Annotated in this window: 13 protein-coding genes; 2 read left to right on the forward strand and 11 right to left on the reverse strand. The window is 65.8% G+C overall.

The features are described 5' to 3' along the window. Positions 1 to 87: 87 nt before the first annotated feature. Together aceA and aceB are read right to left on the reverse strand one after the other, a co-directional pair. A complete protein-coding gene (aceA, locus tag ARC78_RS00785) occupies positions 88 to 1,419 on the reverse strand; it encodes an isocitrate lyase (RefSeq protein ID WP_054658115.1) in 1,332 nt (443 codons plus the stop codon). A 41-nt stretch (positions 1,420 to 1,460) separates the two neighbouring features. Continuing rightward, entirely contained in the window at positions 1,461 to 3,104 is a 1,644-nt protein-coding gene (gene aceB / locus ARC78_RS00790; RefSeq protein WP_057505514.1) for a malate synthase A, read from the reverse strand. Between the two features lie 108 nt (positions 3,105 to 3,212). Here aceB and ARC78_RS00795 point away from each other — a divergent pair, with 108 nt between their 5' ends. Further along, complete coding sequence (locus ARC78_RS00795; protein ID WP_054659578.1) at positions 3,213 to 4,181, forward strand: LysR family transcriptional regulator; 969 nt, start codon at positions 3,213 to 3,215, stop codon at positions 4,179 to 4,181. A gap of 103 nt (positions 4,182 to 4,284) precedes the next feature. Here ARC78_RS00795 and lepB read toward each other — a convergent pair whose 3' ends face one another. From lepB to ARC78_RS00840, 9 genes are all read right to left on the reverse strand, one after another. Next, positions 4,285 to 4,905, reverse strand: coding sequence for a signal peptidase I (gene lepB / locus ARC78_RS00800; protein ID WP_054659576.1), 621 nt, complete (start codon positions 4,903 to 4,905; stop codon positions 4,285 to 4,287). Positions 4,906 to 5,078: 173 nt separating this feature from the next. Further along, on the reverse strand, positions 5,079 to 7,238 hold the full coding sequence (gene dcp / locus ARC78_RS00805; protein WP_054659574.1) for a peptidyl-dipeptidase Dcp: 2,160 nt from the start codon (positions 7,236 to 7,238) through the stop codon (positions 5,079 to 5,081). A gap of 111 nt (positions 7,239 to 7,349) precedes the next feature. Beyond that, positions 7,350 to 7,952 carry a lysophospholipid acyltransferase family protein gene (locus tag ARC78_RS00810; RefSeq protein ID WP_054659572.1) on the reverse strand — a complete coding sequence of 201 codons (603 nt, stop codon included), beginning with the start codon at positions 7,950 to 7,952 and terminating at the stop codon, positions 7,350 to 7,352. A 3-nt stretch (positions 7,953 to 7,955) separates the two neighbouring features. Next, positions 7,956 to 8,387, reverse strand: coding sequence for an alternative ribosome rescue aminoacyl-tRNA hydrolase ArfB (gene arfB, locus ARC78_RS00815; RefSeq protein ID WP_057505515.1), 432 nt, complete (start codon positions 8,385 to 8,387; stop codon positions 7,956 to 7,958). A gap of 95 nt (positions 8,388 to 8,482) precedes the next feature. Then, on the reverse strand, positions 8,483 to 9,418 hold the full coding sequence (locus tag ARC78_RS00820; RefSeq protein WP_054660207.1) for a hypothetical protein: 936 nt from the start codon (positions 9,416 to 9,418) through the stop codon (positions 8,483 to 8,485). Further along, on the reverse strand, positions 9,418 to 11,790 hold the full coding sequence (locus ARC78_RS00825) for an LTA synthase family protein (RefSeq protein ID WP_057505516.1): 2,373 nt from the start codon (positions 11,788 to 11,790) through the stop codon (positions 9,418 to 9,420). The genes ARC78_RS00820 and ARC78_RS00825 overlap by 1 nt, the downstream gene beginning before the upstream one ends. Positions 11,791 to 11,804: 14 nt before the next feature. Beyond that, entirely contained in the window at positions 11,805 to 13,094 is a 1,290-nt protein-coding gene (locus ARC78_RS00830; RefSeq protein ID WP_158499968.1) for a YaiO family outer membrane beta-barrel protein, read from the reverse strand. A gap of 17 nt (positions 13,095 to 13,111) precedes the next feature. Next, the gene (locus ARC78_RS00835; RefSeq protein ID WP_083468505.1) at positions 13,112 to 14,632 is read right to left on the reverse strand and encodes a glycosyltransferase family 2 protein; all 1,521 of its coding nucleotides are present in this window, start codon (positions 14,630 to 14,632) and stop codon (positions 13,112 to 13,114) included. Beyond that, positions 14,629 to 15,690 (reverse strand): HEAT repeat domain-containing protein, encoded by a 1,062-nt coding sequence (locus tag ARC78_RS00840; protein WP_054659544.1) that lies wholly within the window; start codon positions 15,688 to 15,690, stop codon positions 14,629 to 14,631. Before ARC78_RS00840 ends, ARC78_RS00835 begins: the two co-directional genes overlap by 4 nt. A 320-nt stretch (positions 15,691 to 16,010) precedes the next feature. Here ARC78_RS00840 and ARC78_RS00845 point away from each other — a divergent pair, with 320 nt between their 5' ends. After that, positions 16,011 to 16,541 carry a DUF2059 domain-containing protein gene (locus ARC78_RS00845; protein ID WP_054659542.1) on the forward strand — a complete coding sequence of 177 codons (531 nt, stop codon included), beginning with the start codon at positions 16,011 to 16,013 and terminating at the stop codon, positions 16,539 to 16,541. The last annotated feature ends 259 nt before the right edge of the window (positions 16,542 to 16,800 follow it).

The raw sequence follows: 16,800 nt of genomic DNA on the forward strand, positions 1-16,800 counted from the left end.
GATCCCAACTCCGGGAATACAGCTTCGCTTTGACCTCGAGAAGAAGGGGCCCGTAAGAGCCCCTTCCCGTCGTCACCTAAACCGTACTTACGCGGCCTTTTCCGTCTGGAACTGCTCCTCTTCGGTGGACCCGGTCAGCGCGGTCACGCTGGAGGCGCCGCCCTGGATCACCGTAGTCACATCGTCGAAGTAGCCGGCACCCACTTCCTGCTGGTGCGAGACGAAGGTGTAGCCCTGTTCGCGGGCGGCGAACTCCGGTTCCTGCACCTGCTCCACGTAGTGGCGCATGCCTTCGCCACGGGCATAGTCGTGGGCGAACTTGAAGGTGTTGAACCAGTTGATGTGGATGCCAGCCAGGGTGATGAACTGGTACTTGTAGCCCAGCGCGGCCAGCTCGTCCTGGAACCTGGCGATGGTCTTGTCGTCCAGGTTCTTCTTCCAGTTGAACGAGGGCGAGCAGTTGTAGGACAGCAGCTTGCCGGGGCTGGCGGCGTGCACGGCCTGGGCGAACTCGCGGGCAAAGCCCAGGTCCGGGGTGCCGGTTTCGCACCACACCAGGTCGGCGTGCGGGGCATAGGCCACGCCGCGGCTGATCGCCTGCTCCAGGCCGTTCTTGACGCGGTAGAAGCCCTCGGCGGTGCGCTGGCCGGTGACGAACGGGGCGTCGTTGGGGTCGAAGTCGCTGGTCAGCAGGTTGGCGGCTTCGGCATCGGTACGCGCCAGCACGATGGTCGGCACGCCCAGCACGTCGGCGGCCAGACGCGCGGCGGACAGCTTCTGGATCGCCTCCTGGGTCGGCACCAGCACCTTGCCGCCCATGTGGCCGCACTTCTTCACCGCCGCCAGCTGGTCCTCGAAATGCACCGCGGCGGCGCCGGCAACGATCATGTTCTTCATCAGCTCGTAGGCGTTGAGCACGCCGCCGAAGCCGGCCTCGCCATCGGCGACGATCGGCAGGAAGAAGTCGATCGCGTCCTCGGCCTTGAGCTTGCCGTCGATGATGTTCTTCCACTGGATCTCGTCGGCGCGCTGGAAGGTGTTGTTGATGCGACGGACCATGGTCGGCACCGAGTCGTAGGCGTACAGCGACTGGTCCGGGTACATGGTTTCGGAGGTGTTGCCGTCGGCGGCCACCTGCCAGCCGGACAGGTACACCGCTTCCAGCCCGGCCTTGGCCTGCTGCATCGCCTGGCCGGCACTGATCGCACCGAAGGCGTTGACGTAGCCCTTCTTCGAGCCGCCATTGACCAGGTCCCACAGGCGCTCGGCGCCGCGCTTGGCCAGGGTATGTTCCGGCTGCACGCTGCCACGCAGGCGCACCACGTCGGCAGCGCTGTAGGTGCGCTTCAGCCCCTTCCAACGCGGGTTGGTATCCCAGTCCTGCTGCAGGGCGGCGATCTGTTGCTGGTAGCTGCTCATCGTGCTGTCCTCGAAAAGTCGTGCTTGCGTAAGGGGAAGGGTCAATCGATCTGCCGGTAGGCCGGCAGGGTCAGGAAGTCGGCCAGCTCGTCTGCGCGGCTGAGCTGGTCGAGCAGGCCGATGGCCTGGGTGATGCGGCCGCCGCCGGGCAGCGCGGAGGTGTCGCCAAGGCGCGCCGGCAAAGCGCGCAGGGTACTGGTCAGCAGCGCGAAATCGATCGCCGTGCCGTCGTCCAGATGCTGGTTGCCGGCATGCAGCCACTGCCAGATCTGGCTGCGGCTGATCTCGGCGGTGGCGGCGTCTTCCATCAGGTTGTGGATGGGCACGCAGCCATTGCCATCCAGCCAGGCGGCCAGGTAGCGCACGCACACCTCGACGTTGTTCTCGAAGCCGGCACGGGTGATGGTGCCGCTGCACGGTGCGATCAGATCATCGCGGCTGACCTGTACGTCACGACGCAGCACGTGATGCTGGTTGGGACCGGGCATATGCTCGTCGAAGATCGCGCGCGCCACCGGGATCAGCGCCGGGTGCGCCACCCAGGTGCCGTCATGGCCGGCGGTGACCTCGCGCAGCTTGTCCGCACGCACGCGCGCCATCGCCTGCTCGTTGGCGGCAGCATCGTGGTTGATCGGAATCTGCGCGGCCATGCCGCCCATCGCATGCGCGCCACGGCGGTGGCAGGTCTTGATCAGCAGTTCCGAGTAGGCCTTCAGGAACGGCTGGGTCATCGTCACCTGGCCGCGCTCGGGCAACACCTTGTCGGCGTGGCGGCGGAAGGTCTTCAGGTAGGAAAAGATGTAGTCCCAGCGGCCGCAGTTCAGCCCGACGATGCGCTCGCGCAGCGCATGCAGGATCTCGTCCATCTCGAACACCGCCGGCAGCGTCTCGATCAGCACCGTGACCTTGATCTGCCCCTGCGGCAGGCCGAGCATGCCCTCGATGTGCGACAGCGCGGTCTCCCACAGCGCCGCCTCTTCCATCGACTGCAGCTTGGGCAGGTAGAAGTAGGGGCCGCGGTCCTTGTCCATCAGCGTCTGCGCGTTGTGGAAGGCAAACAGCGCCGCATCGAACAGGCCACCGGCCATCGGCTGGCCGTCGACCAGCACGTGCTTCTCGTCCAGGTGCCAGCCACGCGGGCGCACGATCAGCACCGCCTGCTCGTCGAACGGACGCAGCGTGTAGTGCCTGCCGGGGCCCTTGGCGGTGGCCGGCGCGGTGAAATCCAGATCACCGCGCACCGCCGCCTTCATCGTCTGCTGGCCGGCCAGCACGTTGCGCCAGGTCGGCGAGGTGGAGTCCTCGAAGTCGGCCATGAACACCTTGGCGCCGGAGTTCAGCGCGTTGATGACCATCTTCGGGTCGGTCGGGCCGGTGATCTCGACGCGGCGATCCATCAGCGCGGCCGGGATCGGCGCCACCGTCCAGTCGCCCTCGCGGATGGCACGGGTGTCGGCACGGAAATCCGGCAGACCGCCCTGGTCGAAGAAGGCCTGGCGCTCGCGGCGCGCCGCCAACCGCGCCTGCCGCCCCGGCTCGACCGCACGGTGCAGCGATACGAGCAGGCCCAGCACGCCGGCCGGCAGCAGCGCGGACTGGCCGGCCAGCTGGGTGGTCAGGGTGATGCCCGGGGTCGGGCGGGGGGCGGACTGCGGCGTGGCGACAGCGTGGGCGACGGCGGACATCGGAAGTTCCTGCGGGTGTCGGGGACTCAAACGTGCCGCCTCAGGAAGGTATTTAACAAAACAGTTTTTGCAATGCTTTTTATAAGTTGTGCTAATACTTGCTTTGCCATGCCCACCAAGACGCCCGCAACCCCGCGTTTTTCCTACAAGTCTGACCGGCTCAAGCCGCTGCGGGCGTTCCTGCAGACGGTGCGCCTGGGCTCGGTCTCACGTGCGTCCGAAGCACTTTTTGTCAGCCAGCCGGCGGTGAGCCTGCAGCTGCAGGCGCTGGAACGGGAGCTGGGCGTAGTGCTGTTCGAGCGCAGCGGGCGCCGGCTGGTGCCCACCCGCGAGGGCCAGCTGCTGTACGACATGGCGCAGCCGCTGGTGGAAAGCCTGGACGGGCTGCTGCCGCGGTTCCGCGAGAAAGCCAGCGGACTGGACGCGGGCGAGCTGAACATCGCCGCAAATTCGTCGACCATCCTGTATCTGCTGCCCAAGATCGTCGAAAACTTCCGCAGGCTACACCCGGATGTGCGCCTGACCCTGCACAACGCGATCAGCGCCGACGGCACCGACCTGCTGCGCAGTGACGCCGCCGATCTGGCTATCGGCTCCATGCTGGATGTGCCGGCCGACCTCAGCTACGCCCCGGTCTACCGCTTCGACCAGGTGCTGATCACCCCGCCCGACCACCCGCTGGCGAAGAAAAAGAACCTGACGCTGGAAGACCTCTCCCCGTGGCCGCTGATCCTGCCGCCGCGCCGGCAGATCACCTGGCGGCTGGTCGACCTGGTGTTCCAGCAGCACCGCGTGCCCTACACGGTGGCGCTGGAAGTGGGCGGCTGGGAGGTGATCAAGCAGTACGTGGCGATGGGTATGGGCATCAGCATCGTCACCGCGTTGTGCCTGAACGAGGCCGACCGCGACAAGCTGGTCACGCGCGCGATGGGGGAATTCTTCCCTTCCCGCAGCTACGGCGTGGTGGTGCGCCGGGGCAAGGTGCTGTCGCCACAGGCGCGCGCCTTCGTCGAGTTGATCCAGCCGGATCTGTTCGCGCCACGGCAGTACGACGATACCGGGCACTCCGAGCGCTAGGCGGCAGGCGCTGCCCAGAAGGCGGTATCAGGCCTCCTGTCGGACAACCCAGAACGGGCCACGGGCCGCGCCGCAGGAAGCGGCTCAGACGGTTTGGCGGGGATCAAAGCCGCTGCCACTCCAGACCTTCACCGCGGCGCCAGTACACCGCCAGCGCCTTGCCGTAGACCTTGTCGGCATCGACCAGACCGAAGAAACGGCCATCGAAACTGTTGCCGCGATGATCGCCCATCACCAGCAGTTTGCCGGCGGGGAGGGTGAAGCCCGGGATATCCGGACCTCCGCCTGCATCCAGATCCAGCTGCACCGGCTTGCCGTCGAAAAGCTCGCAAGCGACACCCTGCTGCAGGAGCCGGCCATTGATGCTCAGGTATCCCCCACGCAGCGCCACACGATCCCCACCCACCGCCACCACCCGCTTGATCAGGCGGGTGCCATCGGCCGGTGAATCGAACACCGCCACATCTCCGCGCTGCGGCGTGCCGGTGGCCAGCAGCTGCATCTGCGTGAACGGCAGCCGCACACCGTAGGCGCGCATATCCACCGCCACCCGGTCGCCGGGCTGCAGCGTGGGCTGCATGGAACCACTGGGCACCTGGTAATGGTTGGCCAAGGTGTCGCGGGCCACGCCGAGCAACAGCAGCATCACCGCCAGCGGCAGCGCTTCACGCCGCAACCAGGCGATGGCTGGATGGCGCGGGGGAACAGACGGCGTGTCGTTCATGGCACTTGCCCTGCACGGAGAGGAGAGCCTGTTGACCTGCCAGCCGACGGGGAGTTCCCGTGCGACGCACGCCCGCCAGGTACACGGCACCCAGCCGCCGCCCGCCAGCGCCGCACAGCAGAACGGCAGGGTTTCCCCTGCCGTCCGTCGCCAGCGGTTTACCGCACCAGCGCTTACTTCAAACCACGGTTCTTCAGCAGCGGTTCCACACTCGGATCCTTGCCACGGAAGTCGCGGTAGGCGGTGGCCAGATCGCGGGTGTTGCCGATGGACAGGATCTTGTCGCGGAACACCTGGCCGTTCTCACGGGTCAGGCCACCGTTCTCCTTGAACCACTCGAAGGCGTCATGGTCGATCATCTCCGCCCAGAAGTAGGCGTAGTAACCGGCCGAGTAACCGCCACCCCAGATGTGGTCGAAGTAGCTGCTGCGGTAACGCGGCGGCACCTGTGCCAGATCCACCTTGTAGCGCTTCAGCGCATCGGCCTCGAACTTGTCCACGTCCTGCAGCGGTGCGTCAGCGCCCTGCGTATGCCAGGCCAGGTCGAGCAGCGCCGCCGACAGGTATTCGGTGGTCATGTAGCCCTGGTTGAAGGTCTTGGCCTTGGCGATCTTGTCGACCAGCTCCTGCGGCATCGCTGCCTTGGTCTGGTAGTGCTTGGCGTAGTTGGCGAACACCTTCGGGTCCGAAGCCCAGTGCTCGTTGAACTGCGAGGGGAACTCGACGAAGTCACGCGGCACGCCGGTGCCGGCCACGCTCGGGTACTTGGTGTTGGAGAACATGCCATGCAGGGCGTGGCCGAATTCGTGGAACATGGTGGTCACGTCGTCCCAGCTCAGCAGCGCGGGCTGGCCGGCGGCAGGCTTGGTGAAGTTGCTGACGTTGTAGACCACCGGCTTGGTGCCGGTCAGGCCGTCCTGCTCGACGAACACGTCCATCCAGGCGCCACCGGACTTGCTGTCGCGCTTGAAGAAGTCGGCGTAGAACAGCGCCAGCGGCTGGCCGTTGGCATCGGTGACTTCAAACACGCGCACGTCCGGGTGGTAGACCGGCAGGTCCTTGCGCTCCTTGAAGGTCAGGCCGTAGAGCTGGTTGGCGGCGTAGAAAACGCCGTTCTGCAGCACGTTGTCCAGTTCGAAGTAGGGCTTGATCTGCGACTCGTCCAGGTCGTACTTGGCCTTGCGCACCTGCTCGGCGTAGAAGTCCCAGTCCGATGCGCTGGCCTTGAAGCCACCCTTCTGTGCGTCGATCACCTTCTGGATCTCGGCCAGCTCACCGCGCGCCTTGGCGGTGGCCGCCGGCACGGTGTCGGTCAGCAGCTTGAGCGCATGCTCCGGCGTCTGCGCCATCTGGTCGGTGAGGTTGTAGGCGGCGTAGTTCGGGAAGCCAAGCAGCTTGGCCTTGGCCGCACGCAGCTGGGCCAGGCGCTGGATGATGGCGCGGGTGTCGTTGGTATCACCGTGCTCGGTGCGGGTTTCCGAGGCCTGCAGCACCTTGGCGCGCACGTCGCGGTCCTGCAGCGAGCCGAGCGCCGGCTGCTGGGTGGTGTTCTGCAGGCTCAGCACCCACTTGCCGTCCAGCTTGCGGCCCTTGGCAGCGTCTTCGGCGGCAGCGATGTCGCCATCGGACAGGCCAGCCAGCTGCGCCTTGTCATCGATGACCACCGCACCGGCGGCGGTGGCCGCGACCAGCTTGTTGTGGAAGTCGTTGGACAGGGTGGCTTCTTCGGCGTTGTACTGCTTCAGCGTTTCCTTGTCGGGATCGCTGAGCTGGGCGCCGGCTTTGACGAAGCCCTTGTAGGTTTCCTCGACCACGCGCAGCTGCTCCGGCTCCAGCCCGGCACCCTGGCGCGCGTCATAGACCGCCTTCACCCGCTCGAACAGCTTGGCATCCAGATAGATGGCATCGCTGTGCGCAGCCAGCTGCGGCACCACCTCTCCCTGGATCTTCTGCCGCTCGGGATTGGTATCGGCCTGCACCACGCTGAAGAACACACGGCTGACGCGGTCCAGCATCGCACCGGATTTTTCCATCGGCAGCAGGGTGTTGTCGAAGGTGGCCGGCTGCGGGTTGTCGGTGATCTTCTTGATCTCGGCCAGGTGCTGGCGCATGCCTTCGGCGAAGGCCGGCAGGTAGTCGCTGTCCTTGATCTTGTCGAAGGCCGGCGCCTGGAACGGCAGCGGACTGACGGCCATGAACGGGTTGGTCGAGGCGTCGGCGGGCTGGCCGGCCTGGGGGGGCGTGTTGGTGGTCACGGGGGCAGTGGACTCCTTGCCGGAACAGGCGGCCAGCGCAAGGCTGATGGCGGTGGCCAGGACAACGGTACGCGACATGAAACGGCTCCTTGGGAACGGGCTTCGATCAGGCCCCAACCCTACTCCGTTGCCGCGGCGGCAACATGTGCCGATGGTGGCGGCCGCCGCCTGCACACCGGCCGCGCGGACTCAGCCGGTACCGCGGTTCTTGCCCATCCACTGCCGGTACCACTGGCGGATGGCGAGCATGTCGGCCGCATCATCGCCACTGGTGAAAAACGGCTCGCCGAAGCCGATGGTCTTGTCAGGGTAATGGAAATAGGCCGGAATCACCGGCACCTCGGCCATCCGTGCGATCTTGAGGAACCCCCCCTTCCACTCCTTGACCGGCTTGCGCGTGCCCTCCGGTGCCAACGCAAACCAGACCCGGTCACTGCGCTGGATCATCGCCACCACCTGTCCCACCGTGCCCTGCGGCGAACTGCGATCCACCGGCATCACTCCGAGCCCGCGCAGGATCACACTCAGCGGCCACCAGAACAGCTTGTCCTTGCCGAGGATGCGCGCGTCCACGCCCAGCGCCATCTTGGCCGCCAGCCCCCACAGACCGTCCCAGTTGGACGAATGCGGCGCGGCGATCACCACCGCCTTGGCCAGGTCCGGAATCGGCCCGCGGATATGCCACCCGCCCAGACGCAGCACGCTGCGCCCCAGCCAGCGGCTGAGTGCGCGGCCCGTGAGTTGTGGCATGTTCGGCGGCAGGACCGGCACGGTCGGTAAGCGGTTGCTCAAGCACTACTCCCAATTGCGTTGCGAACGGCCGCGCTTGACCTGCGCACGGCCTTTTTTCTCATCCAGGCGGCGCAGCTTGGAGCCGTAGGTCGGTTTGGTCGCCACCCGCGCCTTGGGCACGCTCAGACCGGCCTGGATGAAGCTGACCAGGCGTTCACGCGCGTCCTGGCGGTTGCGGTCCTGGGTGCGGAAGCGCTGCGCGTCGATCACCAGCACGCCTTCGCCGGTCATGCGCCGGTCGCGCCGGGCCAGCAGACGCGCGCGCAACGGCTCGGGCAGCGACGGCGAGGCGGCGATATCAAAGCGCAGTTCCACGGCGGTGGAGACCTTGTTGACGTTCTGGCCGCCGGCGCCGGACGCGCGCACGAAACGCTCGACGATCTCCGTTTCCGGTATCGCCAGCTGCTCCGAGATTTCAATCCGGTCCCTCGCCATCGGCGCATTGTAAGGGGCAACCGCCCCCGCGCCGCCGTCGCTCCCGTCGCAACGTGGCGCACTTCCTGCGGCGCGCTGCGAAGGTGTCGTGGACCCTATTCCCAGTACTGGCCGGACCAGCGGCGCCATGCGCGGTAGTGGTGGATGGCGAAGCCGGCAAAGGACGGCTCGTTGCGCAGCGCGCGTTCGACCTTGCGCACCTCCTGCTCGAACACCTTCGGGCCTTCCTCATGGAAGGTGACCTTGTTGATGTCGTTGGAAGAAACCTCCAGCCCGATCACCACCTTCTTGCCGACTTCATTGGCGTAGGCGATCTCGCTGGCCGCATGCGACAGGATGCTGTCGCGGCCCTCGGCCTTGTCGCGGTAGTCCATCAAGGCGACGTAGTCGTAGATGTTGATGGTGTGCTCGCTCACCGGACGATGACGGCCATTCCACTCCACCTCGATGCCGTCCAGCCAGAACGGAATCGCCGGGCCAACCATCAAGGTCGCGCCGCTCTCCTGCTTGATGCGCATCACCGCTGCGCTCATGTCCAGGAAGCCCACCAGCAGATCCGCACGGGTGTCGTCATTCCATTCATCGAGGATGTGCGGCTCGATGTCCAGGTTGGCACCATCAAAACGTGCGGCTTCGGGTACCGATGCGTTGTACTCCACCACGCGGCGGAACATCGCTTCGGCTTCTTTGCGGTAGGCCGGCAACACGTAGTTCTGGGTGCTCAGATACCAGGAGCCCAGCAAGGCATATACCTTCATCTTCTTGCCATGCATGCGCTCGATGAAAGCGCGATACAGTTGCGGCTGATCGACGATCAGGTTGCGGCCCTTGTAGGCATCGGCATACAGGTAGATGGTGTCGATCTGCTGCGATTTCAGATAGGCGGCGGCCTCCTCGGCGACGGCCGGGTCCTCGACCATCGCATAGGACTCGGCTTCCCAGGTCCACATCGCGCGGCTGGCCGCCATGGAAGGTGCGCTCGACAGCAGACACAGCAGTGCCAGCATGCCGATGGCAAGACGATTGTTCATTACTGCTTCTCCACGGTGCTGCCGGTATCCACCAGCAAGTGATAACGGCCCTGCCCGATGGCCTTGCCGCTATCGGGGTCGGACGGGAATACCGATACATAGCACCGGCCTTTGCAATCTTCGGGCTGCGGCAGGGGCAACTGCAGCTGGACCTGATGACTGCCGCCAGGCGGCAACTGCAGGGCCTGGCCGTAGACCTCCTGCAGTTCGCGGCCGTTCTCGCTGGACATGACCGCCAGCGGCACGAACACACGGCTGGGCTTGGAATCCCCGCTGGCAAATACCGCCGACAAGCGCACGCCGGTCGCCGTCGCCGTGGCCTCGGCCGAAGTGATGGACACACCGGGCACCGCCGGTGCAGCAGACAGTTGCGTGGCCTCGGGAACGGCCGCATAGGCGACCAGCGGCGGCGTAGCGCCGTCCGGAAGCAGCGCGCCGCGCTTGAGGAAGATCGCATTGGCCTGCGTATAGCGTTGCAGGCGCTGCGCCACCCACTCACGCACGCTGGCGTCATCGGCCCTGGCCAGATGCATGCCGTCCTGCAGTTCATACAACTCGCCGTCGCGCAGCCACCAGCGGTCGGCCAGATACTCCGGCGCACTGGTCTTGGTCTGCTTCAACGGCAGCTGGTGCAGGTTTCGGAAATTCTCGGACATGTCCAGGCCGGTACCCAGCCACGCGGTCCGTGCCGGACGCTGCAGGCCGTAGGTGTTGGACAGCAGGGCCATCAGCGAGGGCGTCACATCCAGCTGCGAGGACACCGCACGCACCCGCTTGGGCTGCTTGAGCAGGGGCGAGAACACGATCAGCGGCACGTGGTAACGATCGACGTGTTCACCCATCGGGATCTCCGGCAGCCGGTGATCGCCAGTCACCACGAAAATGGTGTCGTCATACCAGGGCGCCTTCTGCACCGACTCGAAATAGCGCCGCAGCTGGTCATCGGTGTACAGGATCGTGCTGTAGATCGCGGCGTTGGCGCGGTAGCCGGCCAGGCGCGACTCCGGTACCCGCAGCTGCTGCAGCTGCTGCTCGAATCGGGCACGGTAGGCCTCCTGCCCGGGGAACTCGTAGCTGGTGTGCATCGAGATGGTCTGCATCGCCAGCACGAACGGCGATGGCAGTCGGTCACTGTCGGCCAGCACGCGCGACACCAGCTCCTTGTCCGGGTAGCCCCAGGCGCTGAACGGATTGCGCTGGTAGCCGGGACCGAAGTTGTTCATGTCCACCAGCGTCTGCACCTGCTGCAGCCGCATGTAGCCCCGTTCGTCATCAAAGGCGGTATCGGTGCCGTTGTAGAACGCGGTGTGATAACCCTGCTGGCGCAACACGCTGAAAAGGCCTGGATGCGCAGGCATGCGTTCGCCCAGCGCGGTGAAGCCCTGGTCGGCAAAGGGTGCCGAGCCGAGCAGGGTCGGCAGCACGCCGAACGTGCGGCCCTGGTTGGCGATGAAATTGTCGAAATAGAGGCTGCGCGCAGCCAGGGTGTCGAGGAACGGGGTGAAACTGCCCAGCGCCGCCTGCGGACCGGAGAACGAACGCCCCAGCCCCTCCACGATGATCAGCACCACATTCGGCGGGCGCCCGTCGCGGGTCGGCGCGAAGTACGCGCCCAGGGTATCCGGCGTCTGCTCCTGGCGGAGGAACGGATAGTCCGGGTCCAGCGCCGGCTCTGGAGCCGCATGCGCCGATGCGGTCGCCACCATGGCAGCCCCGGACTCTGCGCTGGACCAGCGCCACACATCGGCACTGAACCAGGCCAGCTTGTTGCAGGCCACTGCGCGCGCAGCCTCGTCGGTCAGCAGGCTGGCCCCGGTTGGCATCGGCAGCAGCCAGGCCAGCGCGGCGCCGGCCAGCAGCCCGCCGCTCCAGCGCGCAGAACCGGCGACATTACGCCGTGCCTGCCACAGCAGCCCCGCCCACAGCACCAGCAATGGCAGGCCGATCGCCAGGACACCGCGCAATGTCATCGGCGCCCCGTCAGACAGCGTCGTGCGGATCTCGGCGACGCTGTAACCGAACAGATCCGCCCCCAACGGCACCTGCGCCACCTGGAAATACTGGTCCAGCACCACCTGCACGACCAGGAACACTGACCACAGCAGGGCCAGGGTGACAGCACGCGGCACCGCCCGTTTCAGTGCAAGCAGCGGCAACGACAGCAACAGCAGCAGCGGCAACGCACGCAGCAGCACGAGCAGCGACTGTGCCGTGGCCACACCGGCCACCGCCCAGCGCTGCGACGCAGTGTCGCCGGCACCGGCCACCGCATTGGCCACGGTTACCGCCACCAGCACCAGCTGGGCCAGCAGCAGAACCGGGAAAACCGAGGAAAAGCGCGCCCACGCGCTACCGTTGTGCGGTGTTGTCATCGTCGCCTGCCCCCTTACCAGCGCGTATAGATCGACGCCGATACCCGCTGCTCGTCGAAACCGCCATCATCGTCGGCATAACCGGCACCGAGCTTGAAGCCCCAGTTCGGGGCGAACTGGTGCCGCCAGGCGACCCCCAGGCTCGCGTTGTTGTCGCGCACCAGGCTGCCGAAGCGGTCCACGTCGGTACTGCGACCGCTGCTGACGCTCACTTCCAGGTAGTTGTCCGCGTCACCGCGATAGTAGTTGCGCAGCAGTACGCGATGACTCCAGCTGCCCGAGCCCACGCCCGGCACGTGCTGCAGTTTGTAGCGCCCGTACCAGTTGCCGCTGTAGCGGCCCACGCCAATTCCGTAGAACTCGGTGTCTCCGGAAAAACGCAGGTGATCGACACTGGCCGACAGTTCCCAGCCACTGCCCACACCCTGGAACACTTCCACGCGCCAGGACTGCCGGGGCAACACGCCGCTGGACGGGCCATGCTGGTAACGCAGATTGGCGTAGGCCCGCGACCACAGCGGGGTGTAGCCATCCAGCGCCCAGGCGATATCGCTGGTGTTGAAATGGTCCGCACGCAGCATTTCCAGCCCCAGCGAGCCGCGCTTGAAGTACCGGCGTAGCGACAGGTCGGCATCATTCCAGCTCTGCCGGTTACCACTGAAACGGGTATGGCTCCAACCCGCGCTGGCACTCCAGCGATAGCCGTCAGCGGCAGCGACATCGGGATTGGCCATGCGTGGCAACAGGCTGTCACGCAGGCTGAGGATTTCCGCCGGATCCGCCCCCAGCGCCTCGGCCGCGTCGAAATCGGCGCGGGCGGCGGCGATCTGGCCCTGGTCACGCAGGGCCCGGCCGCGGGCGATATGCGCCGCGGCGCTGTCCGGCGCCAGCGCCACCCACTGCGCATACGCATCGGCCGCCTGCTGCGGGCGATCGCTCCAGCGATACAGATCGCCCAGGGCCGACCAGGCATCGGCGTAGGTCGGGCTCTTCTGCACCACCTGCTGCAGATCCGCCTCGGCGGCGGCGTATTGACCATCCCAGGCGTAGGTGCGGCCACGTGCCAGCAGCAGGTCGCTGTTGCCCGGGTGCTCCGCCAGCAGCGCGGTGTACTGCGTGATCGCCTCACTGCGCTGGCCATCGGTGGCCAGTGTGCGGACCTGCTGCATCCGTGCCTCAAGCGAGTCGGCCGGCGCATCCGCCGGTGACTGGGCCAGCAGCGCACCGGGAGTGGACAGCGCCAGCAACAGCAGCGGACGGGCACATCGACGGGTAGACGCGGTAGAAAGCAAAAAACACCTCATGGAGAAAATCCTGCGGTTCATTTCGGAGTACTGCCATAACTTGCCGGCGGCATTTCGGCGGCCTCTTTGTCCGGCGCATCCTCGAGGGTGTGCTGCCACGACCCGTCACGGCTGATCCGGCCCCAGTTGCGCACCTTGCCGCGGCTCAACAGCCAGCGCAGGGTGCCGACAAAACGCCACCACGAGTTGATCTGGCGATAGCCGAAGTTCTCCAGTACCGCCAGCAGAAACAGCTTCAGCTGCTGCGTCGGACGCTGGTAGAGACGGAACGAAAGCTCCTCCAGCACCATTGCATTGACCGACAGCAAAATTCCCATGCCGATGGCCGCAGCCAGGAACACCAGGAAGGTCTCCAGCGGGACCAGCCCCAACAGCGCCAGCACGATCATCGTCACGTAGCCGATCACTTCGATCAACGGCCCCAGGAATTCGAAGATCACCATGAACGGGAACGCGATCCAGCCGACCGCGCCGCCGCGGCGGTTGAACATCAGGGCCATGTTCGACCACAGGCTCTCGGCCAGCCCCTGCTGCCAACGCACCCGCTGGCTCTTCAGCGACCGCAGATCGGTCGGAGCCTCGGTCCAGCACACCGGGTCAGGCACGAACACGATGCGGTAGTCCCGCTTCTCCTCGCGCAGATTGCGGTGCAGGCGGACCACCAGATCCATGTCCTCGCCGACCGTATTCAACCGGTAGCCGCCAATGGCGATCACGCGCTCCTTGTAGAACACGCCGAATGCGCCGGAAATGATCAACAGCGCGTTGGCCGGCGACCAGCCCATACGTCCGAACAGGAACGCGCGCAGATATTCCACCAGCTGGAAACCGGGCAGCATCCGGCTTGGCAGGCCGACCTTGGACAGCATGCCGTCCTTGACCGTGCAGCCATTGAGCACCCGCACCACGCCGCCGCTGGCCACCACGCGGCCATCCTCCAGGAACGGGCGCACCACCCGCGACAGGCTTTCCGGCTGCAGGATGCTGTCGGCATCGATCACGCAGAACAGCGGGTAGCGCACGCAGTTCAAGCCGGCGTTGATCGCATCTGCCTTGCCGCCGTTGGCCTTGTCCACCAGGCGCACGTTGGGAAAACGCGCCGAGGCATAGACCGCGTGCACGGGCTCGGTCTTGAGCCGGCAGCGGTAGGCTTCGGGCACCTTCACCAGCCCGAACGCGTCGATCAGCGCCTGCCGGGTGGCATCCGTGGAGCCGTCGTTGACCACCACCACTTCGTATTCCGGATAGACGGTCTTCAGCAGTGAACGCACCGAGGAGACCACCGACTTCTCCTCGTTGTGCGCCGGCAGGATGATGCTCACCGGCGGCTGGTATTCGCGCAGCCCCTTGGGCAGGTAGTTGGCGCGGTATTCGCGCATGTAGCGCACGATCTGGAATGCCGAAACGTAGTTCAGCACCAGATAGGCGATATTGATCGCGGCGAAGTAGGCGATGAACACCCACTGCAGCGAGACCATCAAGCGTATCCACGGGACCTGCTGCAGATAGCTCACGATCAGATGCCAGTATTCGTTCATACCCCTGCCCTCATGCTCTGCTCGGACAGCACGTGGTCGATGATGTCGCGACCATACGGATCGTTCACCCGCTCCCGCACTGCACGCATTTTGTGCTCATCCATCCCCGGCAACATCAACAACGCCTGCGCGGCGCGGTAACGCACCCACCACACACTGTCCGACAGCAGCGGCTCCAGCCGGACGTGATCGCTGGCATCGCCGATGCGCGCCAGCGCCGACGCCGCATGCATGCGGATGTGCCAGCGGGCAACCTGCAGGAATCCGCGCACCTGCTCGATATCCTGGCGATCGTTGACCAGCTGCAGACACACCGAGATGACCCGGTCATCCACATCGCTCTGCATCAGCTCACGGATCACGGCCGCCGCGCGCTCCGGATCAATGTCGGACAGAAAGCGCACCAGCTTCAGCGCGGTGTCGGAATTGGCCCGCAGCAGCGCGTTTGAAAGCTCCCGCACCGCACTGCCGTCCTGGTTTTCGGCCAGAATGCGCGCGACGCTGCCCTGCACCCAGTCGTCGCGCTCGAGGATCAGCGGCACGAACATGGCCATGGCCCGCGCAGGATCGATCTGCGACAGTGCCCGCGCCGCGCACAGCGAGACGATCGGACTGTGATCGGTGAGATGTTTGGCAATGGTGTCGAACATGCCGCCATCGCGCAGATGGCCCAGCGCGATGATCGCCATGGCACGGTCGTGATAGCTGCCGCGCAGCAGGCGCGGGGCGGTGTCAGCCAGCCCGACCCGCTGTCCCAACGGCACCAGCCGACGTGACGCGGCATCATCCAGCGGCTCATGGATCGCGTTCCAGGCTTCGATAAAGCCAGGCGCCTCGCGCCGCTCGAGCTTGCGGGTCGGCACTCCCGGTGTCTCCAGTTCCTGGCGCAATACCTGCGACCAGTACTGCATCGACTGCGCATCGCGCCGCTCACGCCACTGCGTGCGCACGCGCATCAGCAAGATGGTGGTCAGCAGCACCACCGTCAGCAGCAGCGTGGAAACCGCCACCCAGTACGCCACTACGACGACCAGTGGCCCAGTGAACAGACCTTCCATCCCCTTCCCCTACTTCCCTGCAAAAGTACCCAATTGTCATCCGACTGCCGCAAAGCCGTGTTACGGCGACATGCGGCAAAAAGTGTGATCCAAGTCACCTTACCCGTCAATTTCTGCGGAAATATCGTCCAGATCCGCCCGGCGGCATCCTGGGCCGCGGCACATGTCGATGAAAAATAATGACTTGCACTCTTACGCTGTGCGCCGCGCCAACACCGAATAAAAGGCAAGGCCGGCGATTGCGCAGAAATCGCCCATCTGGACGGCCGGGAGGTGGCCTCGGGTAAGCTCTGCGCTCCACCCAGAGCAGAGGACGATCCATGCGCGGCCATCGCCCGTTACGCTACCTGCGCTTCCGCCTGTTGTTGGCCAGCGGCCTGGTGCTGGCCGGCCTCGTACCGGCACTGGCCACCCCGGCCAGTGATGGCGACATCAACCGTCTGCTTGCCGCCTCGCGGGCGCAGACCATGCTCGATGCGATGCTGCCGCAGATGGAAGCCATGCAGTCCCAGCAGTTCGCACAGCTGACCGCCGGGCAGGCGCTGACCCCCGAGCAGAAGGCGCGCGTGCAACGCATCCAGCAGCGCACCTCGCAGACCCTGCGCGAGGCGCTGTCGTGGTCGCAGATGCGCCCGATGTATGTGGATCTCTACAAGAAGTCGTTCTCGAAAGAGGACGTGCTGGCGATGGCCGAGTTCTACGAGAGCCCGGCCGGGCAGAGCCTGCTCGACAAGACCCCGCAGCTGATGCAGAACCTGATGCTGGCCATGCAGCAGAAGATGACGCCACTGCTGGCGGATCTGGAGCAGGATCTGGACGCGATCATCCAGGAATCCGAAGCTGCCCGGTAGTTCCCGCGCGGTGTTCGCTGGCGGGTGCGTCGGGCCAAAGGCCCGCTGTCCCGCCCGGCACAGGACACGGCCCTAGCAACGCCTTTGAGCCGGGGGCGACAGCCGCCCGCAGCGGCGTTGCCGGATGGATCGGACACCGCCGGGCGCCTTGGAAGCTGGGATCCGCTGCAGATCCCAGGCTACGGCCTGCTTCCTGTTTTGAGCGCGCCGCGCGCCTGTGCGGTGCAACATTGCTGGCACGGCCGTCGGCGATACGCCG

Source organism: Stenotrophomonas pictorum JCM 9942 (assembly GCF_001431585.1).
GTDB lineage: Bacteria > Pseudomonadota > Gammaproteobacteria > Xanthomonadales > Xanthomonadaceae > Stenotrophomonas > Stenotrophomonas pictorum.